Below are 22,577 nucleotides of genomic sequence, written 5' to 3' on the forward strand. Positions count from 1 at the left end.
AGGCCTTACCTCAGCGTTATACCGTACGTGTCCTCAAGAGAGACCTTAACTGAACGGCATTAGACGCTTCGGCGTCCTTTTTTTACGGTTGCAAGGTCGGCGCCAGCGCCCTGCGGCACGCCGCCGTTCGCGCCGGCAGGCACCGTCCCTGTGTTCACGCCGCCGGCGCCATCGTCAGGTCATATTTCGACCTGCGTCCCCAGCTCGATCACCCGGTTCGACGGCAGCTTGAAGTAATCCGCCGCGTCGCGCGCGTTCCTCGCCATCGATGCGTAGAGCCCCTCGCGCCAGGTCGCCATGCCGGAACCCGGTGTCGAGATGATGGTCTGGCGGGCGATGAAGTACGAGGTTTCCATCGGCTCGAACGCGAGCCCGTGTGCGGCGCACGACTGCATATCGTCCGGCACGTTGCGCTCGTCGATGAAGCCGTACGACAGCGTGACTTGATAGCATTCGTGGCCGAGCGGCTCGACCCGGATGCGCTCGCCCACCGGCACGGTCGGAATACCCAGCGGCTGCACGGTCAGGAAAATGACCCGTTCGTGCAGCACCTTGTTGTGGGTGAGGTTGTGCAGCATCGCATGCGGCACGCCATCGCCTTCGGCACGGAAAAACACCGCCGTGCCGGGCACGCGGTGCGGCGGGCCGTTGAACAGGCTGGTCAGGAATTCCTGCAGCGGGATCAGGTGCGCTTGCAGGTTCTGGAAGACCAGCTGCTTGCCCTTGCGCCAGGTCAGCATGAGGGTCACCAGCACCAGGCTGATGGCCAGGGTGAACCAGCCGCCACTGACGATCTTCAGGCTGGTCGAGGCGAACAGGGTCACGTCGAAGACCAGGAAGAAGCCGGTCGCGCCGATCGTCGCCAGCAGCGGGTAGCCCCAGCCATAGTAGACGACGAAGAAGGTCAGCAGGGTGGTCGTCAGCATGGTGGCGGTGGCCGCGATGCCATAGGCCGAGGCGAGGTTGGTCGACGAGCCGAAGGCCACGACCGCGAACACGACGGCGCCGAACTGCAGCCAGTTGATCAGGGGGATATAAATCTGTCCCTTTTCCTGGCTGGAGGTTTGCACGATTTTCATGCGCGGCAGGAAGCCAAGGGAGATCGCTTGCTGGGCCACCGAGAAGGCGCCGGAGATGGTCGCCTGCGAGGCCACGACAGCGGCCACCGTCGACAAGGCCACCAGCGGATAGACGCTCCAGGCACCGAGCTGGTTGAAGAAGGGATTGGCCGCCGCCGCGGGATTGGTCAGCAGCATGGCGCCCTGCCCGAGGTAATTCAGCGCCAGTGCGGGAAACACGACCGAGAACCAGGCCAGGCGCACCGGCTTGCGCCCGAAGTGCCCCATGTCCGCGTACAGCGCCTCGGCGCCGGTCAGGGCCAGCACGACCGCGCCCAGGGCCACGAAGGCGAACCAGCCGTTGGCGAGCAGGAAGCGCACGGCATGGATGGGATTGAGCGCCGCCAGGATCTGCGTGTTCTGCAAGATGTTGACGAGGCCCATCGCGGCCAGCGCGGAGAACCAGACCAGCACGATCGGCCCGAACCACTTGCCGATGCCGCCGGTGCCGCGGCGCTGGGCCAGGTAGAGGACCGTCAGCACCACCAGCGTGATCGGCACGACATAGGGTTTGACCGCCGGCGTGGCCACTTCGAGGCCTTCGATCGACGACAGCACGGTAATGGCGGGGGTGATGACGCCGTCGCCGAAGAACAGGCCCGCGCCGACCATCCCGAGCAGCATGACCGGGTAATAGAGATGCGAATGCTTGCTCACGGATTTGAGGGCCAGCGCGGTCAGCGCCATGATCCCGCCCTCGCCTCCGTTGTCGGCCCTGAGCACCAGCGTCACATACTTGAGCGAGATGATGATGATCAGGCACCAGAGGATCAGCGAGACGACGCCGGTCACGTTGGCCGGGGTCACCGCGATCCCGTGGGCCGGCGCGAACACCTCCTTCATGGTGTACAGGGGGCTGGTGCCGATATCGCCGTAGACGACGCCGATGGCGCCGAGCGTCAGGGCCGCGACGCCGTTCTTAGTGGAAGCTTCTTTGGTCACAGTGTTCTCAACATTGGCAGAATAAGCAACATTGTAACCACCTTATTGCCCAAGCCCGGCACACGCGAACGGCGACCGGTGTAACGCGCAGCTTTTCGCAGGGCGGCTCCCGATCCCACGCGGTATCGCACGCGCGGCCGGTCATGCAGGGGCCCGGCGCCAGCGGCCTTCGTACCCGGTGCGCAGGACCGCCCGCCCCGCCTATTTGGACGGCTGCATGGTCAGGCCGATCAGACGCGCCACCACCGCGGCCAGGTAGATCAGGCCGGCGAACATCTCGACGCTGGCCAGCGAACGCGCGTGCACGGTCAGCGGGATGACGTCGCCGATGCCGGTCGAGGACAGCAGCGCGAAGCTGAGGTAATTGAGTTCGGTCCAGGTGCGTGGCAATTCGGGGTTCACGGCGGCGCCGAACGAGTTCGGCGCCAGCGTCTGCACCAGCAAGTACATGTGGGTGAAGCCCCAGGCCAGCAGCGTGAAGGTGGCGCCCGCAGCATACAGTTCGTCGGTGGTCACGCGCCGGTCTTCGAGCATGTAGGCGATCAGCGAGCCGGCCGCGTAAAAATAAAATACGGCCTCGAGGCCGGAGGACCAGGCTTGCAGGTAGGGCCGGTCGACCACCATCTGTATGACCAGCAGCGCGATGATCGGTATGGCAAGGCACACGCTGACCAGCGTCGGGCCGGGCGTGCGCCTGACCATGTTGGTGGTCAGCGTGAGGATGACAATGCCGAAGGCGTTCAATGTAATGTGCCCGGCAGCCGTATGCTCCACGAAGGGATACAGGAGCATGGCGAGGAGCTGCACCAGCAGCAGGATGGCCGACGGATGGTGGTGGGTATGCTTGATCAGGTGTGGCAGACGCATCGAAATCTCTGCAGTTGGTGGCGATGGCCCATTGTAGGCACAAGCGCGTCCGGACGGCGGCACGCTGGACGAGCACGCGCGGCGCGCCGGCTTGCCGGGCCGGCCGGCATGAAAAAACCCGCCTCGCGGGCGGGTTGCGTCGGCTGCAGGCCGGGCGTCAGGCGGCGACGCTGTCGATCACGCCCATGTCCTCGGACGACATCAGGCGGTCGATGTCGACCAGGATGATCATGCGTTCGTCGACCGTCCCCAGGCCCACCACGTAATCGGTATTGATGGTGCCGCCCATGTCGGGCGCCGGCTTGATCTGGTCGGCCGTCAGCGAGATGACGTCGGACACGGCATCGACCACCATGCCCACCACGCGGTCCTGGATATTCAGGATGATCACGACGGTGAACTGGTTATAGGTCGGCTCGCCGAGCTTGAACTTGATGCGCATGTCGACGATCGGCACGATGGTGCCGCGCAGGTTGACCACGCCCTTGACGTGTTCCGGGGCGCTGGCGATGCGGGTGACCGTTTCGTAGCCGCGGATTTCCTGTACCTTCAGGATCTTGATGCCGTATTCCTCGTTGCCGAGCTTGAAGGCGAGCGCTTCGAGCACGCCGTCGTTCATCAACGTATTGTCCATGGTGTTATGCCGGTCAAAAAGAGAAGGATGTCGGCATTATATATTTTTGCCGCTAAGCAATATATAGCGAAGCGTGCGCCGACCGCCTTCTGTCTCGCTCCTGCAACGACATGTCAATCTTCCGCTGGACCGGCGAACAGGGCCTGCATGCGGCGCGCCGCGTCTTCCGGATCGGGGTCGCCATAGACGCTCGTGATGGCCGCCACCATGTCGGCCCCGCGCGCCACCAGCGGCGCGGCATTGGCCGGCGTCATGCCGCCGATGACCACCAGCGGCAGCGCCAGCGCGGCCCTGGCCGTCTCGAGCAGCGCGGGCGGCGTGACGAAATCGTAGCGTTTCACGGGCGAAGGATAGAAGCCGCCGAAGGCGGCGTAGCTGGCCCCGGCCGCCGCCGCGGCATGGGCCAGCGCCAGCTCGCCGTAGCAGGAGGCGCCGACGATCTTCGCGATGCCCAGCGCCTGGCGTGCCTGCGCCAGCGTGGCGTCGCGCGCGCCCAGGTGCACGCCGTCGGCGTCGATGCGCATGCACAGCGCCAGGTGGTCGTTGATGACCAGTGGCCGGCCATGGCGCCTGCACAGCGCCAGCAGCGCCGTGGCCTGTTCATGGCGCAGGTCGGGGCTCGCGTCCTTGTGCCGGTACTGCACCATGGCGGCACCGCCACGCAGGGCGGCCGTGGTCGCGGCCAGGAGTCGTTCGGTGTCGTCCCAGTTCGGGGTGACCAGGTATAAGCCGCGCATGGTAGTCCTTATCGGGCGGGTTGAAGGAAGCGGCGCGGAATGCGCTGCCCCGGTGCGATCGCGAACGACTGGGTCAGCGCCGCATGGCAATAGGCCTGGGCCGCGCCGAGGGCCTGGAGCATCCCCTCGCCCAGCGCCAGGCGTCCGGCCAGGGCCGCGGCCAGCGTGCAGCCGCTGCCGTGGAACTGCCCGGCCAGGCGCGGCCAGCGCCAGCGCCGGGCCAGCACCCCGTCGCGGTACCAGCGGTTGACGACGAAGCTGCCCTCGCCATGGCCGCCCGTGACCAGCAGGTGCGGGCACGCGATGCCGTCAAGCCCGCCGAGGTCGCACGCTTCCGGCTCGTTCGGCAAGGCGATGGTGGCCAGCGCCAGCAAGTCGGCCACGCCGGCGAGCGCGTCGTCCGCGCACAAGGCGTCGCCGTGGCCGCTGGCCAGTACCGGGTCGAGCACGATCGGCAGATCGGGGTCGGCGGCGCGCAGGCGGCGCAGCAGGCCGGCGATCGCGTGCGCATTCGCGCGGCTGCCTGGAATGCCGATCTTGACCGCGCCGATGGCGCAGGCGGCGGTCAACGCCTCGGCCTGGCGCAGCACGAGGGCGGCGTCGACCGGGGCCACGTCGTGCACGCGGTTGTTGTCCTGTACCGTAAGCGCGGTGGCCACCGGCAGCGCATGCGCGCCCTGCGCCGCGATCGCCAGCACGTCGGCCGCCAGCCCGGCGCCGCCGCCCGGATCGAGTCCGGCGAAGACCAGCACGCAAGGCACGTTCACGTGACGGTTCCCTCGACGGGCGACGACGGCGTGGCCGCGAAACGCTTCGGCATGCGTCCGGCCCGGTAGGCCTCGCGCCCGGCCTGCACCGCCAGCTTCATCGCGCGCGCCATCTGCACCGGGTTGCGCGCACTGGCGATGGCCGTGTTCATCAGGACGCCGTCGCAGCCGAGCTCCATGGCGATGGCCGCGTCCGAGGCCGTGCCGACGCCGGCGTCGACCAGCACCGGCACCGTGGCCTGCTCGATGATCAGGCCCAGATTCCACGGATTGAGGATCCCCATGCCCGAGCCGATCAGGGAGGCCAGCGGCATCACCGCCACGCAGCCGATCTCCTGCAGGATGCGCGCCTGCACCGGATCGTCGCTGCAATAGACCATCACGTCGAAACCGTCGCGCACCAGCGTCTCGGCCGCGCGCAGGGTCTCCGGCATGTGCGGGAACAGGGTGCGCGGGTCGCCCAGCACCTCGAGCTTGACCAGCTTGCGCCCGCCCAGCAGCTCGCGCGCCATCTGCAGCGTGTAGACCGCGTCGGCGGCGTTGTAGCAGCCGGCGGTATTGGGCAGGATCGTGAAGCGCTCGAGCGGCAGCACGTCGAGCAGGCTGGGTGCATCCTTGTCCTGGCCGATGTTCACGCGGCGGATCGCCACCGTCACGATCTCGGCTTCGGCGGCGAGTGTCGCCTTGCGCGTTTCGATCAGGTCGCGGTACTTGCCGCTGCCGACCAGCAGGCGCGAACGGTAGGTTTGTCCTGCGATGGTGAGTAAGTCGTCATTCATTGTGTTTTCCTTTCAGCCGCCACCGATGGCGCGCACGATGTCTACCCTGTCCTGCCCGGCAAGAAGGCGCCCGCCCCATTGCGCGCGCGGCACCACCTGGCGGTTGACGGCCAGCGCCAGTGCCTGCCCGGCCATGCCGAGCGCGCGCACCAGGTCTTCCAGCGTCTGCCCCGCCGGCAAGCGGTGGGGCGCGCCGTTGAGTTCGATTTCGAGCATGTTCATACCTCGCGGTACAGCTTCGCGCCGCCGCGCACGAACTCGACCGCTTTTTCCTGCATGCCCCGGGCCAGCGCCTGCTGCTCCGGGATGCCGCCGGCGGCGGCATAGGCGCGTACTTCCTGGGTGATCTTCATCGAGCAGAAGTGCGGGCCGCACATCGAACAGAAGTGCGCGACCTTGCTCGACTCCTTCGGCAGCGTCTCATCGTGGAAGGCGCGCGCCTTGTCCGGATCGAGACCGAGATTGAACTGGTCTTCCCAGCGAAATTCGAAGCGCGCCTTGGAGAGCGCGTTGTCGCGGATCTGCGCGCCCGGGTGGCCCTTGGCCAGGTCGGCCGCGTGCGCTGCGATCTTGTAGGTGATGATCCCATCCTTGACGTCGGCCTTGTCGGGCAGGCCGAGATGCTCCTTGGGCGTCACGTAGCACAGCATGGCGGTGCCGTACCAGCCGATGTGGGCCGCGCCGATGCCGGAAGTGATGTGGTCGTAGCCGGGCGCGATGTCGGTGGTCAGGGGACCGAGCGTGTAGAACGGCGCCTCGCCGCACTGCTCCAGCTGCAGGCGCATGTTTTCGCGTATCAGGTGCAGCGGCACGTGGCCGGGCCCCTCGATCATGGTCTGCACGTCGTGCTTCCAGGCCACTTGCGTCAGTTCGCCCAGGGTGGCCAGTTCGGCCAGCTGCGCTTCGTCGTTGGCATCGTAGATCGATCCGGGGCGCAGGCCGTCGCCCAGGCTGAAGGCAACGTCATACTGCTTCATGATGGCGCAGATGTCCTCGAAATGCGTGTACAGGAAGGACTCCTCGTGGTGCGCCAGGCACCACTTGGCCATGATCGAGCCGCCGCGCGAGACGATCCCCGTCAGGCGCCTGGCCGTCATCGGCACGTAGGCCAGGCGCACGCCGGCGTGGATGGTGAAGTAGTCGACGCCCTGCTCGGCCTGTTCGATCAGGGTGTCGCGGTAGATTTCCCAGCTCAGGTCCTCGGCCTTGCCGTTCACCTTTTCCAGCGCCTGGTAGAGGGGCACGGTGCCGATCGGGACCGGGCTGTTGCGGATGATCCATTCGCGCGTCTCGTGGATATGCTTGCCGGTCGAAAGGTCCATCACGTTGTCGGCCCCCCAGCGGATCGCCCAGGTCATCTTTTCCACCTCTTCGCCGATCGACGAAGTCACCGCCGAGTTGCCGATATTGGCGTTGATCTTGACGAGGAAGTTGCGGCCGATGATCATCGGCTCGCTTTCGGGATGGTTGATATTGGCCGGGATGATGGCGCGCCCGCGCGCGACTTCCGAGCGCACGAATTCGGGCGTGATCTCGAGGGGAATGGCAGCCCCGAAGGACTGGCCCGGATGCTGGCGTCCGAGCAGCGCGGCCGTGCGCTGGCCGAGCGGCCCGCTGGCGTCGAGCTGCGCCAGGTATTGCTTGCGGCGCAGGTTTTCGCGCAGGGCGACGAATTCCATCTCGGGCGTGACGATGCCCTGGCGCGCGTAATGCATCTGGGTGACGTTGGCGCCCGCCTTCGCCCGGCGCGGCTTGCGCTGCAGTTCGAAGCGCAGCGAGTCCAGGCCGGCATCGAGCAGGCGCTGCGCGCCGAAGGCGGAACTCGGGCCGGGTAGTTCCTCGGTGTCGCCGCGCTCGCCGATCCAGCCGCGCCGCAGCGGCGCCAGGCCGCGCCGGATGTCGATCGCGGCCGCCGGGTCGGTGTAGGGGCCGGACGTGTCGTAGAGATGGATGGGCGGGTTGGGCTCGCCGCCGAAGCTGGCCGGCGTGTCGCTTTGGGCGACGGCGCGCATCGGCACCCGGATGTCGGGGCGGCTGCCTTCGATGAAGACCTTGGTCGAATTGGGAAACGGTGCGATGGCGGCCGTGTCCACCGTGGCGGTGGCGGCGTCGAACTTCAGCGGTGCATTCATGTGGCTCCTTTGGGCAGGAGCCAGCAAAGGAGTTGGAGAGGACCGGGCAAACGCCTGCGCGCCGCCAGTGGAACATCTCGAAGCTTCCCTTCGCTGGCATTATCCAGATCAGGTTCAGAGGGTATTTCTCACCCGCGCTTCGATCGACGCGCAGGACCCCTAGCGTTCGCTGCCATGTCGGCAACGGATAAATTATAGCCCATCTGCCTGCCGATGTGCTCCCGGTCGGCCTCCTTGCATGCCGCCGCCGCGTGGCGGCCGGCGCCGGCCCGCGCTCACAGCATCGGCCGCTCCGTATCCAGCGGCAGCAGTTGCAGTGTCCCGCCCACCAGGCTGACCTCGACGAAGGGAGTCTCTCCCGGCACGATGTCCTGGGCCACGTGCGGCCCGTCCTGGACCGACACTTCCAGGCGCACCGTCGGCGCCTCGGTCGGCACGTCGACCGAGTCCGCGCGCGAAATCGTGTAGTCGGTGCTGACGCCGGCGCGGTGAAACACTTGCTTGCCGTCAACCCGCACGCTCACGGTATTGTTCTGAAAACCCTCGCCCAGCTTCACGCGTAACATCATGGCCGTCCTCGCATTTCCGGTTGTCGTAGCAGGCATGCCGGACAGGCTGCGGTTTTCGCACGCCTGTCCAGCCAGGAGCGCCACCAGCAAGACTACACTCCAAAGCTGGCGCGCCATGCTCATTTCCTTCTCTTTCCACTCAGGACTTGCGGCGCCCGCGCGGTGCCGCTTTCGCCAGCGTTTCCTGCGCCCCCTTGGCGTCGCCGGCCGTGTGCTGGGCGAAGGCCAGGCAGGACAGCGCCTGGTCGGCCGAGACCGGGTCGAGCACCGGGCTCTGCGTCACCTGCGACAGCAGTGCGATGCTCGCTTCGGGCTGGGCGGCGCGCACGGTCACTTCCTTGCCCTCGCCGGCGCTGATGGTCTTGAAGGTGCGCGCGGCGTTGATGCCCTTGACCATCCTGGCATAGGTTGCCATCGGATGGGCGTCGAAACGTTCCAGCACTTCGTCGAAGGCATCGTTGCCGGCGCGCAGCGTCTCGTTGTCCGAGCCTTTCAGGTAGAGCAGCGCGCCTTGCGCCTCGCCCAGGAAAAGTTCGGCCAGCCTCTCGTCCTCTTCGCTGACCGGGTAGCGCACCCGGATCGTCAGGATTTCCGACAGCACTTGCGAGCCGTCGAGCGCCGCATAGGCGGCCCGCACCCGGTACTGCCCCGGCTGGTCGAAGTAGAAGCCACCCCTGCCGTAGCCGATATAGGCGCTGTCGCCGATCTCGTCGCCCACGCCGAGCACGACCTGGCGCTCGCCGACCAGGTGGTCGATCATCGGCTCGTAGCCGCTCACTTCCCCGCCCGGCCGGCTGATCAGGATCTTGACCATGCCGCAGTTCGGATGCAGCCAGGTATGGGCGCGGCGCCCGCGCGTGTCGGTGGCCCTCAGCTTCAGTTCCAGCACGACCGGCTCGCCCAGCGCGAAGCTCGGCTTGTGGGTCGATATCGCCAGTACCAGGCCCGAATCGTCCGCGAGCGGATCGGCCATCACGTCGCGCCCGAGGGAGGAGCCGGCCAGGAAATCCTTGCCGCCCATGATCACGTCGTTGCGGAAGCCATGGCGCAGGTGGATCAGTTCCTCGTCGTCGAACCGGAAATCGAAGCTGCTCCAGAAGGCCGCCGGTCCGCCTTTCGGATAGGCCCACGGGTAATTCATCCAGGACAGCGAGTCGGGCCGGTTCGGCTTCGGCGGCGAGGCATACTGCTTCTGCCAGGAGTGCAGCAGGTTGAAGCAGTGTCCCAGTTCATGCACATAGGTGTAGAGCTGCAGCCGCAACTGCTCGGCCGTGGTGCCGCCTATGCCCCGGTGGAACACCGCACAGCCCTGGCGCTGCTTGCCTTCCTGGTCGAACATGATGCCGTACAGGCCGGCGCCGAAATCGTGGTTCTGTGCCACCAGCTGCCAGACGCACCACTGCGGCAAGTCGTTCCAGAGCGAGAAATGCTTTTGCATCGAGGCGTGCAGCTCGGCATTGCTCCAGCTTGCGTCCGGACCCGCGTGGACGATATTGACTTTTTCGCCCGCAGTCGGCGACATGCCGATGCCGGCCTCGGTGAACGCGGAGACGACGCTGATGTTGCGCGGGGTGCCGCCCGAAGGCAGCGACCCGGTGTGATAGGTGGCGAAGGGCGGCGTCGCGACGTCCGACACGCAATCGGTCTCGATACGCACCGTGCGGTAGTGCGGCGACGTGAACGGGCAATGGTAGGAAGCGCCCGGCGCATTGGTCACCGTGAAGAACTGCAAGGTGGCCGCCGCTTGCGGATGGAACACGTTCACCCGCGGGAGCGTGACCTGCACCACCGGCGCCCCGGCAGTGAAGGTAAACCGGCCGAGTCCGCGCACGACGACCTGGGATGCGCTCACCGTGATCGTCGGACTATCTACGACGAAGGAACCGTAGTACGACAGCGTGTGCCCGACCGTGTGGAACAAGTCGCCGCTGACGCGCTTCATGGGCCGGCTGCGGTCGACGTCGACGCGCAGTTCGAGCTGGAAACTGCCGAGCGAACCGGCATAGCAGCCGCTGACTGCCTTCTTAATCACGGGCAAGGGCGGCAATGGCATCTTGTGAGCCGGCAGAGGCGGCAGGTGCGGCACCGGCAAGGCCTCGGGGGCGGCGCCGGTCGGCGTGCTGTCGTGCGGTTCGCCAATGCCCAGCTGGCCGTTGGTCATTGACGAGATTTCTTCGTAGCTCGGCTGTCCGTTCGGTTCGGCGAGAACATCTTCACTTGCACTGTCCGCCCCGGTTGGATCAAGTTGTGACATGCTGCTCTCCTCGACATGACGAATCGTTGTGGACCGGCGCCGTGCGCGGTGGCGGCATCGCGCGCTCTCAAAGGCGCGGATGCTGTTGTTGGACCGCCAGGCGCGCACGATCGATTCGTCGAGGCCGCTGTTATTCAAACCGATGGAAGCTGCGTTTAGACGCAGATCAAAGAAGCCAGATCTTCAAAGCCGCAAAAAGGTGGCCGGCGGGCGCGCCGGGACGGGAATGTTGCCGATGCTCCCCAATATGCTGGTGCTACAAGGTGCCCTATAATGGTTTCTTTCGCACATTCAAACGCCATCACATCATGGAATTAGCCAAGTCTTTCGAGCCAGCCGACATTGAACAATACTGGCGCGCCGAGTGGGAACAGCGCGGTTATTTCGCCGCCACCCTCGACGCCGACAAACCGGCGTTCAGCATCCAGCTGCCGCCGCCGAACGTGACGGGCACGCTGCACATGGGCCATGCCTTCAACCAGACCGTGATGGATGGCCTGACGCGCTATTACCGCATGCGCGGTTTCAATACCGCCTGGATCCCGGGCACCGACCACGCCGGCATCGCCACCCAGATCGTCGTCGAGCGCCAGCTCGACGCCCGGAAGATCTCGCGCCACGACCTCGGCCGCGATGAATTCGTCAAGAAGGTCTGGGAGTGGAAGGAACAATCGGGCAATACGATCACCGGCCAGATGCGCCGCCTGGGCGCCTCGGCCGACTGGGAGCGCGAATACTTCACGATGGACGAGACCCGCTCGAAAACGGTGTCCGAAGTGTTCGTGCGCCTGTACGAGCAAGGCCTGATCTACCGCGGCAAGCGGCTGGTGAACTGGGACCCGGTGCTGGGCACCGCCGTTTCCGACCTGGAAGTCGATTCGGTCGAGGAAGACGGCTCGATGTGGTACATCCGGTATCCGCTGGCGGACGGTTCCGGCAGCCTGACGGTCGCCACCACGCGCCCTGAAACCATGCTCGGCGACGTGGCCGTCGCGGTCGATCCGACCGACGAACGCTACCTGCACCTGCACGGCAAGATGCTGACACTGCCGCTCACGCAGCGCGCAATCCCGATCATCGCCGACACGTATGTGGACAAGGAATTCGGCACCGGCTGCGTGAAGATCACGCCCGCGCACGACTTCAACGACTACGCCGTCGGCCAGCGCGCGAATCTCGCGCCGATCACGGTCATGACGCTCGACGCGAAGATGAACGAGAACGCCCCGGCCCCCTACCAGGGCCTGGACCGTTTCGCCGCGCGCAAGCAGATCGTGGCCGATCTCGACGCGCTCGGCCTGCTCGAACAGGTCAAGCCGCACAAGCTGATGGTGCCGCGCGGCGACCGTACCGGCGTCGTCATCGAGCCGATGCTGACCGACCAGTGGTTCGTGGCCATGACCAAGCCGGCCCCGGAAGGCACCTTCAATCCGGGCAAGTCGATCACCGACGTGGCGCTGGAAAAAGTCGCCAATGGCGAGATCAGGTTCGTGCCCGAGAACTGGAGCACGACCTACAACCAGTGGCTGGGCAACATCCAGGACTGGTGCATCTCGCGCCAGCTGTGGTGGGGCCACCGCATCCCGGCCTGGTTCGACGACGCCGGGAACATCGTCGTCGCGCGCGACGAGGAAGAAGCCAGGGCCAAGGCGGCCGCGCAGGGCATCACGGGCGCGCTGCGGCGCGACGAAGACGTACTGGACACCTGGTTCTCGTCGGCCCTGGTGCCGTTTTCGACCATGGGCTGGCCGGAAGAGACGCCGGACATGAAGATGTTCCTGCCTTCGTCGGTGCTGGTGACCGGTTTCGACATCATCTTCTTCTGGGTCGCGCGCATGGTCATGATGACCGCGCACTTCACGAACAAGGTGCCGTTCGAGACCGTGTACGTGCACGGCCTGGTGCGCGATTCGCAAGGCCAGAAGATGTCGAAGTCGAAGGGCAATACGCTCGACCCGATCGACCTGATCGACGGCATCGACGTCGAGTCGCTGGTGGCGAAACGCACGGCCGGCCTGATGGACCCGCGCGCCGCGGAAAAAATCGCGAAAGCCACCCGCAAGGAATTCCCGGGCGGAATCCCGGCCTTCGGCACCGACGCGGTGCGCTTCACCATGGCCAGCTACGCCTCGCTGGGCCGCAACATCAATTTCGACCTGGGCCGCGCCGAGGGCTACCGCAACTTCTGCAACAAGCTATGGAACGCGACCCGCTTCGTGATGATGAACACGGAAGGGAAAGATTGCGGCGCGCCGGCCGATGCCGACCTGTCGCAGGCCGACCGCTGGATCATCTCGCTGATGAACCGCGTCGAACTCGATGTGGCGAAAGGCTTTGCCGACTACCGCTTCGACAACATCGCGTCGAGCATCTACAAGTTCGTCTGGGACGAGTACTGCGACTGGTACCTGGAAGTGGCCAAGGTCTCGCTCGGGCAAGGCAGCGAGGCGCAGCAGCGCGCCACGCGCCACACGCTGCTGCGCGTGCTGGAAGTGATCCTGCGCCTGGCGCACCCGATCATCCCGTTCGTGACCGAAGCGCTGTGGCAGGCGATCGCGCCGCTGGCCGGCAAGACCGGCGAGAGCATCATGCTGCAGCCCTACCCGATCGCCGACGAAGCGCTGATCGACGAGGGCGCCGAAGGCTGGATGGCGCAGCTGAAAGACCTGACGAATGCCACGCGCAACCTGCGCGGCGAGATGAAGCTGTCGCCGTCGGTGCGCGTGCCGCTGGTCGTCGAGCCGGGCAACGCGGCCGATCGCGCCAAGATGGCGGGCTTCGCGCCCTTCATCGCCTCGCTCGGCAAACTGGCCGAGGTGCAGATCGTCGACGCGCTGCCGGAATCGCCGGCCGCGGTGTCGATCGTCGGCACCACGAAGCTGATGCTGAAGGTCGAGATCGACGTCGCCGCCGAACGCGAGCGCCTTTCGAAAGAAATCGCACGGGTCGAGAGCGAGATCGCCAAGGCCAGCGGCAAGCTGTCGAGCGAAAGCTTTGTCGCGCGCGCGCCGGCGGCGGTTGTCGCGCAGGAAAAGGAACGTCTCGCCAACTTCTCGGCGACGCTCGACAAGATGCGCGAACAGCTGGGCAAGCTGGCCGCGGGCTGACCCGCTTTTCCATGAGCGCGGTTGCCGAAGCCGCGTTTTTTTAGGTGCGCAAGACGCAGGCCCCGGCCGGCCATGGCCTGCCCTTCGGCTCAAACATCCGGCAAGCTGTTTATCGCCAGCCGATGCGCCGGGTTTGCTACACTGCCGCTAGCGCAACCACAACAATGGAGACAACACGATGCGAACCCTGATCAAAGCCGGCCTGCTGGCCACCATGCTGCTCACCTCCGCCGCCTGGGCGCAGAACGCGTCGCCGGTGGGCCTGTGGAAGACCATCGACGACGAGACCGGCAAGCCGAAGGCGCTGGTGCGCATCACCGAGGAAAACGGCGTTCTGCAAGGCAGGATCGAAAAGCTGTTCCGCGGCCCGAACGAAGACCAGAATCCGAAATGCGTCGAGTGCAAGGATGCGCGCAAGGACCAGCCGCTGGTCGGCCTGACGATCGTGTCTGGCCTGAAAAAGGACGGCAACGACTACACCGGCGGCGAAATCCTCGATCCGGCCAAGGGCAAGATCTACAAGAGCAAGGCGACGCTGCGCGACGGCGGCCAGAAACTCGAAGTGCGCGGCTATATCGGCGCGCCGATGTTCGGCCGTTCGCAGATGTGGCAGCGCGAGCAGTAAGCGGTAGGGTTTTTTCATGAAGCGGCCCTTGCGGCCGCTTTTCTTATCCGGCTTGACGATGACGCTTTCCAAGCTGATCGGTTTTCGACCTCGCCACCGTGGCGATCGGTACCACTTCAGACCAGGCGCGTGACCCTGGTCATGCGGATCGTATGCTGCTGCTCCTTGCCTTCGGCCTGCCAGCACTGCTCGGCTTCCAGCGTCGATTCGTCGACCCGGCGCCAGGTGAAGCGGCTCGGTGCGTTGATCGGCTCGAACGTGGCGTAGTCCTTGCCGATGCTGGACGCGCGCCAGGTGAGGGTGCCCCAGGTCGAGCGCACTTCGCCGTCGTGGAAAGTGATGCGGCTGCCCTCGGTGTGCACGTCGAAGGCATCGCTGGCAAAGCGGCGCGAGCGGAACATGCCCGGTTCGGGCCGGTCGTACTGTTCGTAGAATTCCTTGCCGTCCGCACCCTCCCCTTTCCAGTAGCCCTCGAGAAAGCCGAGCCGGGCGAAATCGTCGAAGCTGAACATGTGCTTCTCCCTGGAACAATTGGAAAAACCTGCATACTGACCCGGTCAAGTCCTCAGCGCGGTGCCCGGCGCCGGTCGCGCCTGCGCTGCAGGGTAGGCGAGCACAGCACGCGCAGCGCGACCGTGCGCGGTACCCCGACCAGCTGCATGAATTCGAGGGCCGGTGACATCCCGTCCGTCTTGAGCAGCCTCAAGGCGTCATCGACACGCGCCGCCAGATAGGCATTGGCGCGCGGGTCCACATGAGTGCTTCCTGACATTCAATAGCCTCGCTACATCCATCTTCAAGCCGCATCCTAGCAAACACGGACGGACGTGGCGCGCGCTTGACTGGCATGAAAGATCAACCTCCGGCGCCGCCGCGCAGCGCTTCCCTGTGCCGAACGGCTCGGCATCGCGCTCGCTAGCGCGTCGGCTCACCCTCCAGTCCGCCTTTCGACAGGCACGACGAATGGCGGCCAACACGAGGATAAGCATTCAATCCGAAATCATTAGGCGAATGCGGGAAACCCGTGTATCTTCCACCTCGCACTACGTCAAGTCGTTGTTCTTGTTGGTCTTTCTTTCCCGTCTCGCCTTCCTGGCAGTCCTGTTTGATTTCCTCCTGCTACACCCCTTCTTGGTCGAATGTGCATGTCGGGCGCTATTGCCCATGCAAATCTAAAGGACATCCAACATGACTACCCAAACCGGCACCGTAAAATGGTTCAACGACGCCAAAGGCTTCGGCTTCATCACGCCTGATGCAGGCGGCGGCGACCTGTTCGCCCACTTCCAGGACATCCAGTCGGAAGGCTTCAAGAGCCTGGCGGAAAACCAGCGCGTCTCGTTCGTGCGCTCGACCGGCCCGAAAGGCGAGAAAGCTGGAAACATCTGCGCGATCTGATCAGCAAGATTCGCCAGCGGCGCGCACCACGCAGATAGCGTGGGCGAGGCTGCACCAAGCCCGCCAATCGGCGGGCTTTTGCATTCACGGTTCAGTTCGCCGCAGGAATGCCCGCCCAACCATGAAGGCGTTGCCGGCCGCCGGAATACGCGTCGTCTTCCGCGCTTGATCAGGATTCGCCGTTGTTTCGCACCGGGCTGCGCACCAGCGCGAGGATCACCAGCGCGAACAAGGCGCTGACCACCGCGGTCGCTTCGCGGCCCATGCCGGCGGCAATGCCGACGGCCGCTGTCAGCCAGACGCTGGCGGCCGTGGTCAAGCCTTTGATGTCGTTCTTGCTGCTTTGCTTGAGAATGGCGCCGGCGCCCAGGAAACCGATGCCGGCGGTGACACCTTGCAGGACGCGCGACAGGTCTTCGACCTGCATGCCGGCCTGCAGCGGGATCAGCACGAACAGCGCCGAGCCGAGCGAAACGAGCATGTGGGTGCGCAGGCCGGCCGAGGCGCCGACCGATTCGCGTTCATAGCCGAGGATTCCGCCCAGCACGATCGCCACCAGCAGGCGTACCACCAGCCGGGTGATCGATTCCATATCGCCCAGGTCCGAGAATTCCTGCTGTATCGTCATCCAAGCCTGTTGCCACCACACGTGCCGCTCCTGTCATGAGTTCAAGACGATCATGACAGATCAGCAAGCTGGGCGGCGCACGCTGCCGCTCTCAGCCGGCCCGCCTCGCGCGCCCGGCATGCCGATGGCGCGGCTGCCGCATCGGGCGCGGTCGCCGCCGGTTCCAGGTGCCGAATGACGACTGTCAGGTGCGGGGCCGGTGACGCGCCAGGTGGCGGTCCAGCGCGTTGGCGAATTGCTGGCGGTCGGCCTGGCTGAAGGCGGCCGGGCCGCCGGTGTCGACGCCGCCGCTGCGCAGTTCTTCCATGAAGGCGCGCATCGTCAGCTGCTGGGCGATGGTGTCCTTCGTATAAAAATCGCCGCGCGGGTTGAGGGCGAAGCCGCCCTTCTCCAATACCAGCGCCGCCAGCGGAATGTCGCCGGTGACGACCAGGTCGCCCGGGTCCAGGCGCGCGACGATTTCAAGATCGGCCACGTCGGCGCCGCTCGGCACCTGCACCGAGCGGATGAATTTCGAGCCGGGCACGCGCAGCAGCTGGTTCGCCACCAGCGTCACCTGGATGTGGGTGCGCTCGGCCACGCGGTAGAGGATGTCCTTGATGACGGCGGGACAGGCGTCGGCGTCGATCCAGATTTGCTTGGTCATCGTTGCTTAGCGCAGGTTGTCCCACAGGTCGCCGGTGGGACTGATGCGCGGGGCGGCCACGCCGAAGTGCTGGTAGGCGGCCGGGGTGGCGATGCGCCCGCGCGGGGTGCGCTGCAGGTAGCCCTGCTGGATCAGGTACGGCTCCAGCACGTCTTCGATGGTGTCGGCCGCTTCGCCGATGGCCGCCGCCAGGTTGCCGATGCCGACCGGGCCGCCGCCGAACTTGAAGAGCACCGCTTCGAGCAGCTTGCGGTCCATGACGTCGAAGCCGACCGAGTCGACGTCGAGCATGATCAGGGCCAGGTCGGCGGTCTCTTTCGTGATCTGGCCGTTGCCTTTCACTTCCGCATAGTCGCGCACGCGGCGCAGCAGGCGGTTCGCGATACGCGGCGTGCCGCGCGCGCGCATCGCCACTTCGCGCGCGCCGTCCTCCTTGATCGGCGCTTCCAGCAAGGCGGCGCTGCGGGTGACGATCTTGGTCAGTTCCTCGACGTTATAGAACTCGAGGCGGGCGACGATGCCGAAGCGGTCGCGCAAGGGGTTGGTCAGCATGCCGGCGCGCGTCGTCGCGCCCACCAGGGTGAATGGCTGCAGGTCGAGTTTTACCGAACGCGCGGCCGGACCCTCGCCGATCACGATGTCGATCTGGTAGTCCTCCAGCGCCGGATACAGGATCTCCTCGACCACCGGGGATAAGCGGTGGATCTCGTCGATGAACAGCACGTCGTTCGGTTCGAGGTTGGTGAGGATGGCGGCCAGGTCGCCCGGGCGTTCGAGCACCGGGCCGGAGGTCTGGCGCAGGTTCACGCCCATCTCGCGCGCGATGATATGGGCCAGCGTGGTTTTACCCAGGCCCGGCGGGCCGAACAGCAGCGTGTGGTCGAGCGCCTCGCGCCGCTTGCGGGCGGCGGAAATAAAAATTTCGAGCTGGCCGCGGATCTTTTCCTGGCCGACGTATTCGTCGAGCTGCTTCGGGCGCAAGGCGCGCTCGATCGCCTCCTCGTTGGGCGAGGCCGGCGCGGCGTCGATGACCCGCTGCTCGGTGAAATTGTCGGTCTGGATGCTCATTGTGACTCTCGAAAATACGTCTTAGGCCTTGGACAAGGCCTTGAGTGCGAACTTGATGCCGTCCGATACGGTCGAGCCGGCCGGCAGGTTCTTGATGGCCAGCAGTGCTTCCTTGTCAGAATACCCCAAAGACTGCAGCGCGTTGAGCACGTCGGACTGGGTAGCGTCGCGCGGCGCACCGGCAACGATGCCGAGGTCGGCACCGACCTTGCCCTTCAGTTCCAGCAGCAGGCGCTCGGCGGTCTTCTTGCCGATGCCGGGCACTTTCACGAGGCGCCCCGCTTCCTGCAAGGTGACGGCCTGCGCCAGGTCGGCCACCGTCATGCCCGACAGGATCGCCAGCGCCGTGCGGGCGCCGACGCCGCTGATCTTGATCAGTTGGCGAAACAGCGCGCGCTCGCCGGCGCTGCCGAAGCCGAACAGCACATGCGCATCCTCGCGGATCGCCAGGTGGGTAAACAACACCACCTTCTCGCCCGTATGCGGAAGGTTATAGAAGGTGCTCATCGGCACGTCGACTTCGTAGCCGATGCCCTGGCAGTCGACCAGCAATTGCGGTGGATTCTTTTCCAGCAGCGTTCCGGAAATGCGACCAATCATGATGGACCTTTTTTCTCATTAGACGAGGCGACCGTTTTTCATGCGCAGCGTGGTCTTCTGCGGACTGAGCACCTTGAGCAGCGCCAGCGCATCGTGGCTGTGGGCATGGCAGATGGCGACGCCGAGGGCGTCGGCCGCATCGCTGCCGGGCAGGCCGGGCAGCTTCAGCAGGCGCGCGACCATGTCCTGCACCTGGGGCTTGGCCGCGCGGCCGGTGCCGACCACGGATTGCTTGATCTGGGTCGGCGAGTATTCGGCCACGTCGAGATCGGCCCCGACCAGGGCGCTGATCGCCGCTCCGCGCGCCTGGCCCAGCAGCAGCGTGGATTGCGGATTGACGTTCACGAACACTTTTTCGATGGCGGAACAATCGGGGCCATAGGTGGCGACCACTTCGCGCACGCCATCGAGGATGATCTTCAGGCGCGGCGGCAGCGCTCCCTCCAGCCCGGTCTTGATGGTGCCGGAGGCGATGTAACGCAGTTTGCTGCCGTGTTTTTCAATAAGCCCGAAGCCGGTGGTGCGCAGGCCTGGGTCGATGCCGAGGATAATCATGGACGAATGTTATACCGGCCAGCAACGTTCGTGGGAAAATACTGGGTAAAAACACAGGTGGAGCGGATTGCAGCCGCCCCGGCCGCGTGGACGGGCGGCCCCGTCCACGCGACGGATCAATGCCGGAAGTGACGGGTGCCGGTATACAGCATCACGACACCGCGCTCGTCGGCCGCGTCGATCACTTCCTGGTCGCGCATCGAGCCGCCCGGGTGGATCACGCAAGTCGCGCCGGCGTCGACCACGACGTCGAGACCGTCGCGGAACGGGAAGAAGGCATCCGAGGCCACCGCCGAACCGGCCAGCGACAAGCCGGCGTTCTGCGCCTTGATCGAGGCGATGCGCGCCGAATCGATACGGCTCATCTGCCCCGCCCCCACGCCCAAGGCCATGCCGTTACCGCAAAATACGATCGCGTTCGACTTGACGAACTTGGCCACGCGCCAGGCGAACATCAGGTCTTGCAGCTGCTGCTGGGTGGGCTGCCTCTTCGAAACGACACGCAGGTCGCCGATGCCGACGTTCTTCGCGTCCGGCGCCTGCACCAGCAGGCCGCCGCCGACGCGCTTGACGTCGTAGGGGTTCTGGCCCTGGCCGAGCGAAATTTCCAGCAGGCGCACGTTCTGCTTGGCCGCCATGATCCGGCGTGCCTCGTCGGTAAAGACCGGTGCGATCAGCACTTCCACGAACAGCTTGGCCAGCGCCTCGGCCGCGCGGCCGTCGACCTCGACATTGAAGGCGATGATGCCGCCGAAGGCCGAGGTCGGGTCGGTCTGCAGGGCGCGGGTATAGGCGTCGAGGGCATCGGTGCCGATTGCCACGCCGCATGGATTGGCGTGCTTGACGATCACGCAACCGGCCGGTTGGGCAAAGCCGCCCAGCGATTTCACGCATTCCCAGGCCGCGTCGGCATCGGCGATGTTGTTGTACGACAGCTCCTTGCCCTGCAGCTGGCGATAATCCGCCAGCGCGCCATCGACTGCCACGATGTCGCGGTAGAACGCCGCGCTCTGGTGCGGGTTCTCGCCGTAGCGCATGTCCTGCACCTTTTCAAACGCCATGTTGATCGTCGCCGGGTAGGCCGAGCGCGTGGCGTGCTGCTTGTCCTCCCCCAGGCTGGTCAGGTAGTTGGTGATGGCGCCGTCGTACTGCGCGGTGTGCGCGAACACTTTCCGGGCCAGGCGGAACCGGGTGTCGTAGCCGACGGCGCCGGCGCCCTGGCCGGTGCCCTTCATTTCGGCCAGCACGACGCCGTAGTCGCTCGGATCGCAGATGACGACCACGTCGCGGTGGTTCTTGGCGGCCGAGCGCAGCATGGCCGGGCCGCCGATGTCGATGTTCTCGATCGCGTCTTCGAGCGAGCATTCGGCCTTGGCGACGGTCGCCTGGAACGGATACAGGTTGACCACGACCATGTCGATCTGTGGAATACCGTGCGCTTCAAGCTTGGCAACGTGCTCGGGGACATCGCGGCGTGCGAGGATACCGCCATGCACTTTCGGGTGCAGCGTCTTCACGCGGCCATCGAGCATTTCCGGGAAACCGGTGTAGTCGGCAACTTCCGTCACCGGCACGCCATTGTCTTGCAACAGCTTGGCAGTGCCGCCGGTGGACAGGATGTTGACGCCCAGCGCGGACAGCGCGCGAGCGAAATCGAGCACGCCGGCCTTGTCGGAGACGGAAATGAGAGCTTGTTTGATCATGGGGTGGCCACTGTTGATGAGAATTCGGAACGGAGTCCCGGCACGTCCCGGTGGCCGCGCCCACGCAGCCAGCCAGGCCCGCCGGTCAAGCTTAGAGCAGTCCGTGCTCTTGCAGTTTCTTGCGCAAGGTATTGCGGTTGATGCCCAACATCTGGGCCGCGTGCGACTGGTTGCCGTCGGCGCGCGTCATCACCACTTCCAGGATCGGCTTTTCGACGGTCATGACCATCATGTCGTAGATGTTCGTCGGCTTTTGCTCGCCCAGGTCATTGAAATAGTCCTCGAGGCTCTTCTGGACAACTTCCTGGATACTCTCTTTGCTCATGTCTGCTGCTTCGTCCTGGTTAGTGATTGCTCCGCCAGTCGTGCCGGCGGCGTCCCCAAATCGTTTTTATATTTGTTGCGTGCTTTGTTACTTACGCCGCCATCGGTTCGACGGCGGGAAGTGCGGGCCGGTATTGTAACCGCTCCCCATGACGAAGTTGCGATTCGAAAAAATTATCGAGCGCCGCGAGTTGCTCCGACGTAGTTTCCAGCAAGTTCATACGCTGGCGAAATTCTTCGCCACCCGGCAAATCCTCGACATACCAGCCGATGTGCTTGCGCGCGCTGCGCACGCCGATGTAGTCGCCGTAGAAGGCGTAATGCGCCGGCAAGTGTTCGTTCATGAGCTGCCGCACTTCTTCCACCATCGGCGCCGGCAGATGTTCGCCGGTGCGCAGGTAATGGTCGATCTCGCGGCAGATCCACGGCCGCCCCTGCGCGGCGCGCCCGATCATGACGGCGTCGGCACCGGTGTAGTCGAGCACGAATTTCGCTTTTTCCGGCGTGGTGATGTCGCCGTTGGCCACCACGGGAATGCCGACCGCCGCCTTCACGGCGCGGATCGTGTCGTATTCGGCCTCGCCCTTGTAGCCGTCGGCGCGCGTGCGGCCGTGCAGGGTCAGCATCTGGATGCCGGCCTGCTCGGCCATGCGCGCGATGGTCAGCGCATTCCTGTTCTGGCGGTCCCAGCCGGTACGGAACTTCAGCGTTACCGGCACGTCCACCGCCTCGACCACGGCATGCAGGATGCGCGCGACCAGGTCTTCGTGCTGCAGCAAGGCCGAACCGCACCAGCTGTTGCACACCTTCTTGACCGGGCACCCCATGTTGATGTCGATGATCTGGGCGCCGCGCTCGACATTGTGGCGGGCGCAATCGGCCAGGTCTTGCGGGTCGGCGCCGGCGATCTGCACCGCCTTCGGCTCCATCTCGCCTTCATGGTCGGTGCGCCGGCTGGTCTTTTCGCTGGCCCACAGGCGCGGATTGGAGGCCGCCATCTCTGACACGGCATAGCCCGCGCCGAGCTGTTTGCACAGCTGCCGGAACGGACGATCGGTCACGCCGGCCATCGGGGCGACGAAGACGTTATTGCGCAGTGTATAAGGGCCGATGTGCACAGCGGA

23 protein-coding genes and 1 riboswitch are annotated in these 22,577 nt (G+C 65.4%); of the genes, 3 read left to right on the top strand and 20 right to left on the bottom strand.

The features are described from left to right. Positions 1–179 precede the first annotated feature (179 nt). From ACFPOU_RS20915 to ACFPOU_RS20960, 10 genes are all read right to left on the bottom strand, one after another. Positions 180–2,060, bottom strand: a complete 1,881-nt coding sequence (locus ACFPOU_RS20915; RefSeq protein ID WP_379725975.1) for a potassium transporter Kup — start codon at positions 2,058–2,060, stop codon at positions 180–182. A 201-nt stretch (positions 2,061–2,261) separates the two neighbouring features. Next, positions 2,262–2,927 (bottom strand): ion channel, encoded by a 666-nt coding sequence (locus tag ACFPOU_RS20920; protein ID WP_379725978.1) that lies wholly within the window; start codon positions 2,925–2,927, stop codon positions 2,262–2,264. Positions 2,928–3,084: 157 nt separating this feature from the next. Continuing rightward, positions 3,085–3,561: a chemotaxis protein CheW gene (locus tag ACFPOU_RS20925; protein ID WP_379725981.1), complete on the bottom strand. Its 477-nt coding sequence runs from the start codon at positions 3,559–3,561 to the stop codon at positions 3,085–3,087. Positions 3,562–3,674: 113 nt separating this feature from the next. Next, entirely contained in the window at positions 3,675–4,298 is a 624-nt protein-coding gene (gene thiE, locus ACFPOU_RS20930; protein WP_379725984.1) for a thiamine phosphate synthase, read from the bottom strand. A gap of 8 nt (positions 4,299–4,306) precedes the next feature. After that, positions 4,307–5,065 (bottom strand): bifunctional hydroxymethylpyrimidine kinase/phosphomethylpyrimidine kinase, encoded by a 759-nt coding sequence (gene thiD, locus ACFPOU_RS20935; protein ID WP_379725987.1) that lies wholly within the window; start codon positions 5,063–5,065, stop codon positions 4,307–4,309. Continuing rightward, the gene (locus ACFPOU_RS20940; RefSeq protein ID WP_379725990.1) at positions 5,062–5,844 is read right to left on the bottom strand and encodes a thiazole synthase; all 783 of its coding nucleotides are present in this window, start codon (positions 5,842–5,844) and stop codon (positions 5,062–5,064) included. The genes thiD and ACFPOU_RS20940 overlap by 4 nt, the downstream gene beginning before the upstream one ends. Before the next feature lie 12 nt (positions 5,845–5,856). Next, a complete protein-coding gene (thiS, locus tag ACFPOU_RS20945) occupies positions 5,857–6,060 on the bottom strand; it encodes a sulfur carrier protein ThiS (protein ID WP_379726257.1) in 204 nt (67 codons plus the stop codon). Positions 6,061–6,062: 2 nt separating this feature from the next. Continuing rightward, positions 6,063–7,976, bottom strand: coding sequence for a phosphomethylpyrimidine synthase ThiC (thiC, locus tag ACFPOU_RS20950; RefSeq protein WP_379725993.1), 1,914 nt, complete (start codon positions 7,974–7,976; stop codon positions 6,063–6,065). Between the two features lie 68 nt (positions 7,977–8,044). After that, a riboswitch (TPP riboswitch) is annotated at positions 8,045–8,147 on the bottom strand. Positions 8,148–8,251: 104 nt separating this feature from the next. Beyond that, positions 8,252–8,545 (bottom strand): hypothetical protein, encoded by a 294-nt coding sequence (locus tag ACFPOU_RS20955; RefSeq protein ID WP_379725996.1) that lies wholly within the window; start codon positions 8,543–8,545, stop codon positions 8,252–8,254. A 139-nt stretch (positions 8,546–8,684) separates the two neighbouring features. Further along, the gene (locus ACFPOU_RS20960; protein WP_379725999.1) at positions 8,685–10,799 is read right to left on the bottom strand and encodes a hypothetical protein; all 2,115 of its coding nucleotides are present in this window, start codon (positions 10,797–10,799) and stop codon (positions 8,685–8,687) included. Positions 10,800–11,107: 308 nt separating this feature from the next. On the opposite strand from ACFPOU_RS20960, the gene ACFPOU_RS20965 reads away from it, so the two are divergent. Together ACFPOU_RS20965 and ACFPOU_RS20970 are read left to right on the top strand one after the other, a co-directional pair. Continuing rightward, complete coding sequence (locus tag ACFPOU_RS20965; protein WP_379726002.1) at positions 11,108–13,906, top strand: valine--tRNA ligase; 2,799 nt, start codon at positions 11,108–11,110, stop codon at positions 13,904–13,906. A gap of 178 nt (positions 13,907–14,084) precedes the next feature. After that, positions 14,085–14,531 (top strand): DUF2147 domain-containing protein, encoded by a 447-nt coding sequence (locus tag ACFPOU_RS20970; protein WP_379726005.1) that lies wholly within the window; start codon positions 14,085–14,087, stop codon positions 14,529–14,531. Positions 14,532–14,647: 116 nt separating this feature from the next. Here ACFPOU_RS20970 and ACFPOU_RS20975 read toward each other — a convergent pair whose 3' ends face one another. Beyond that, positions 14,648–15,043 carry a hypothetical protein gene (locus ACFPOU_RS20975; protein ID WP_379726008.1) on the bottom strand — a complete coding sequence of 132 codons (396 nt, stop codon included), beginning with the start codon at positions 15,041–15,043 and terminating at the stop codon, positions 14,648–14,650. A 53-nt stretch (positions 15,044–15,096) separates the two neighbouring features. After that, positions 15,097–15,303, bottom strand: coding sequence for a hypothetical protein (locus ACFPOU_RS20980; protein WP_379726011.1), 207 nt, complete (start codon positions 15,301–15,303; stop codon positions 15,097–15,099). A 416-nt stretch (positions 15,304–15,719) separates the two neighbouring features. On the opposite strand from ACFPOU_RS20980, the gene ACFPOU_RS20985 reads away from it, so the two are divergent. Next, on the top strand, positions 15,720–15,929 hold the full coding sequence (locus tag ACFPOU_RS20985; RefSeq protein ID WP_379726014.1) for a cold-shock protein: 210 nt from the start codon (positions 15,720–15,722) through the stop codon (positions 15,927–15,929). Between the two features lie 169 nt (positions 15,930–16,098). Here the strand turns inward: ACFPOU_RS20985 and ACFPOU_RS20990 are convergent, their stop codons facing one another. From ACFPOU_RS20990 to dusB, 8 genes are all read right to left on the bottom strand, one after another. After that, on the bottom strand, positions 16,099–16,557 hold the full coding sequence (locus tag ACFPOU_RS20990) for an MgtC/SapB family protein (RefSeq protein ID WP_379726017.1): 459 nt from the start codon (positions 16,555–16,557) through the stop codon (positions 16,099–16,101). A gap of 184 nt (positions 16,558–16,741) precedes the next feature. Continuing rightward, positions 16,742–17,203, bottom strand: a complete 462-nt coding sequence (locus ACFPOU_RS20995; protein ID WP_379726021.1) for a YaiI/YqxD family protein — start codon at positions 17,201–17,203, stop codon at positions 16,742–16,744. 6 nt (positions 17,204–17,209) lie between these two features. Beyond that, positions 17,210–18,271, bottom strand: coding sequence for a Holliday junction branch migration DNA helicase RuvB (gene ruvB / locus ACFPOU_RS21000; RefSeq protein ID WP_379726024.1), 1,062 nt, complete (start codon positions 18,269–18,271; stop codon positions 17,210–17,212). A 21-nt stretch (positions 18,272–18,292) separates the two neighbouring features. Beyond that, a complete protein-coding gene (ruvA, locus tag ACFPOU_RS21005) occupies positions 18,293–18,871 on the bottom strand; it encodes a Holliday junction branch migration protein RuvA (protein ID WP_379726027.1) in 579 nt (192 codons plus the stop codon). Between the two features lie 18 nt (positions 18,872–18,889). Continuing rightward, positions 18,890–19,426, bottom strand: a complete 537-nt coding sequence (gene ruvC / locus ACFPOU_RS21010) for a crossover junction endodeoxyribonuclease RuvC (RefSeq protein WP_379726030.1) — start codon at positions 19,424–19,426, stop codon at positions 18,890–18,892. Between the two features lie 116 nt (positions 19,427–19,542). Continuing rightward, positions 19,543–21,129 carry a bifunctional phosphoribosylaminoimidazolecarboxamide formyltransferase/IMP cyclohydrolase gene (gene purH, locus ACFPOU_RS21015; RefSeq protein WP_379726033.1) on the bottom strand — a complete coding sequence of 529 codons (1,587 nt, stop codon included), beginning with the start codon at positions 21,127–21,129 and terminating at the stop codon, positions 19,543–19,545. Between the two features lie 91 nt (positions 21,130–21,220). Then, positions 21,221–21,454 (bottom strand): helix-turn-helix domain-containing protein, encoded by a 234-nt coding sequence (locus ACFPOU_RS21020; protein ID WP_056338842.1) that lies wholly within the window; start codon positions 21,452–21,454, stop codon positions 21,221–21,223. 91 nt (positions 21,455–21,545) lie between these two features. After that, positions 21,546–22,571, bottom strand: coding sequence for a tRNA dihydrouridine synthase DusB (dusB, locus tag ACFPOU_RS21025; protein WP_379726037.1), 1,026 nt, complete (start codon positions 22,569–22,571; stop codon positions 21,546–21,548). Positions 22,572–22,577: the final 6 nt, after the last annotated feature.

It is taken from the genome of Massilia jejuensis (genome assembly GCF_042656795.1).
In the GTDB taxonomy this organism is placed as follows: domain Bacteria; phylum Pseudomonadota; class Gammaproteobacteria; order Burkholderiales; family Burkholderiaceae_D; genus Telluria; species Telluria jejuensis.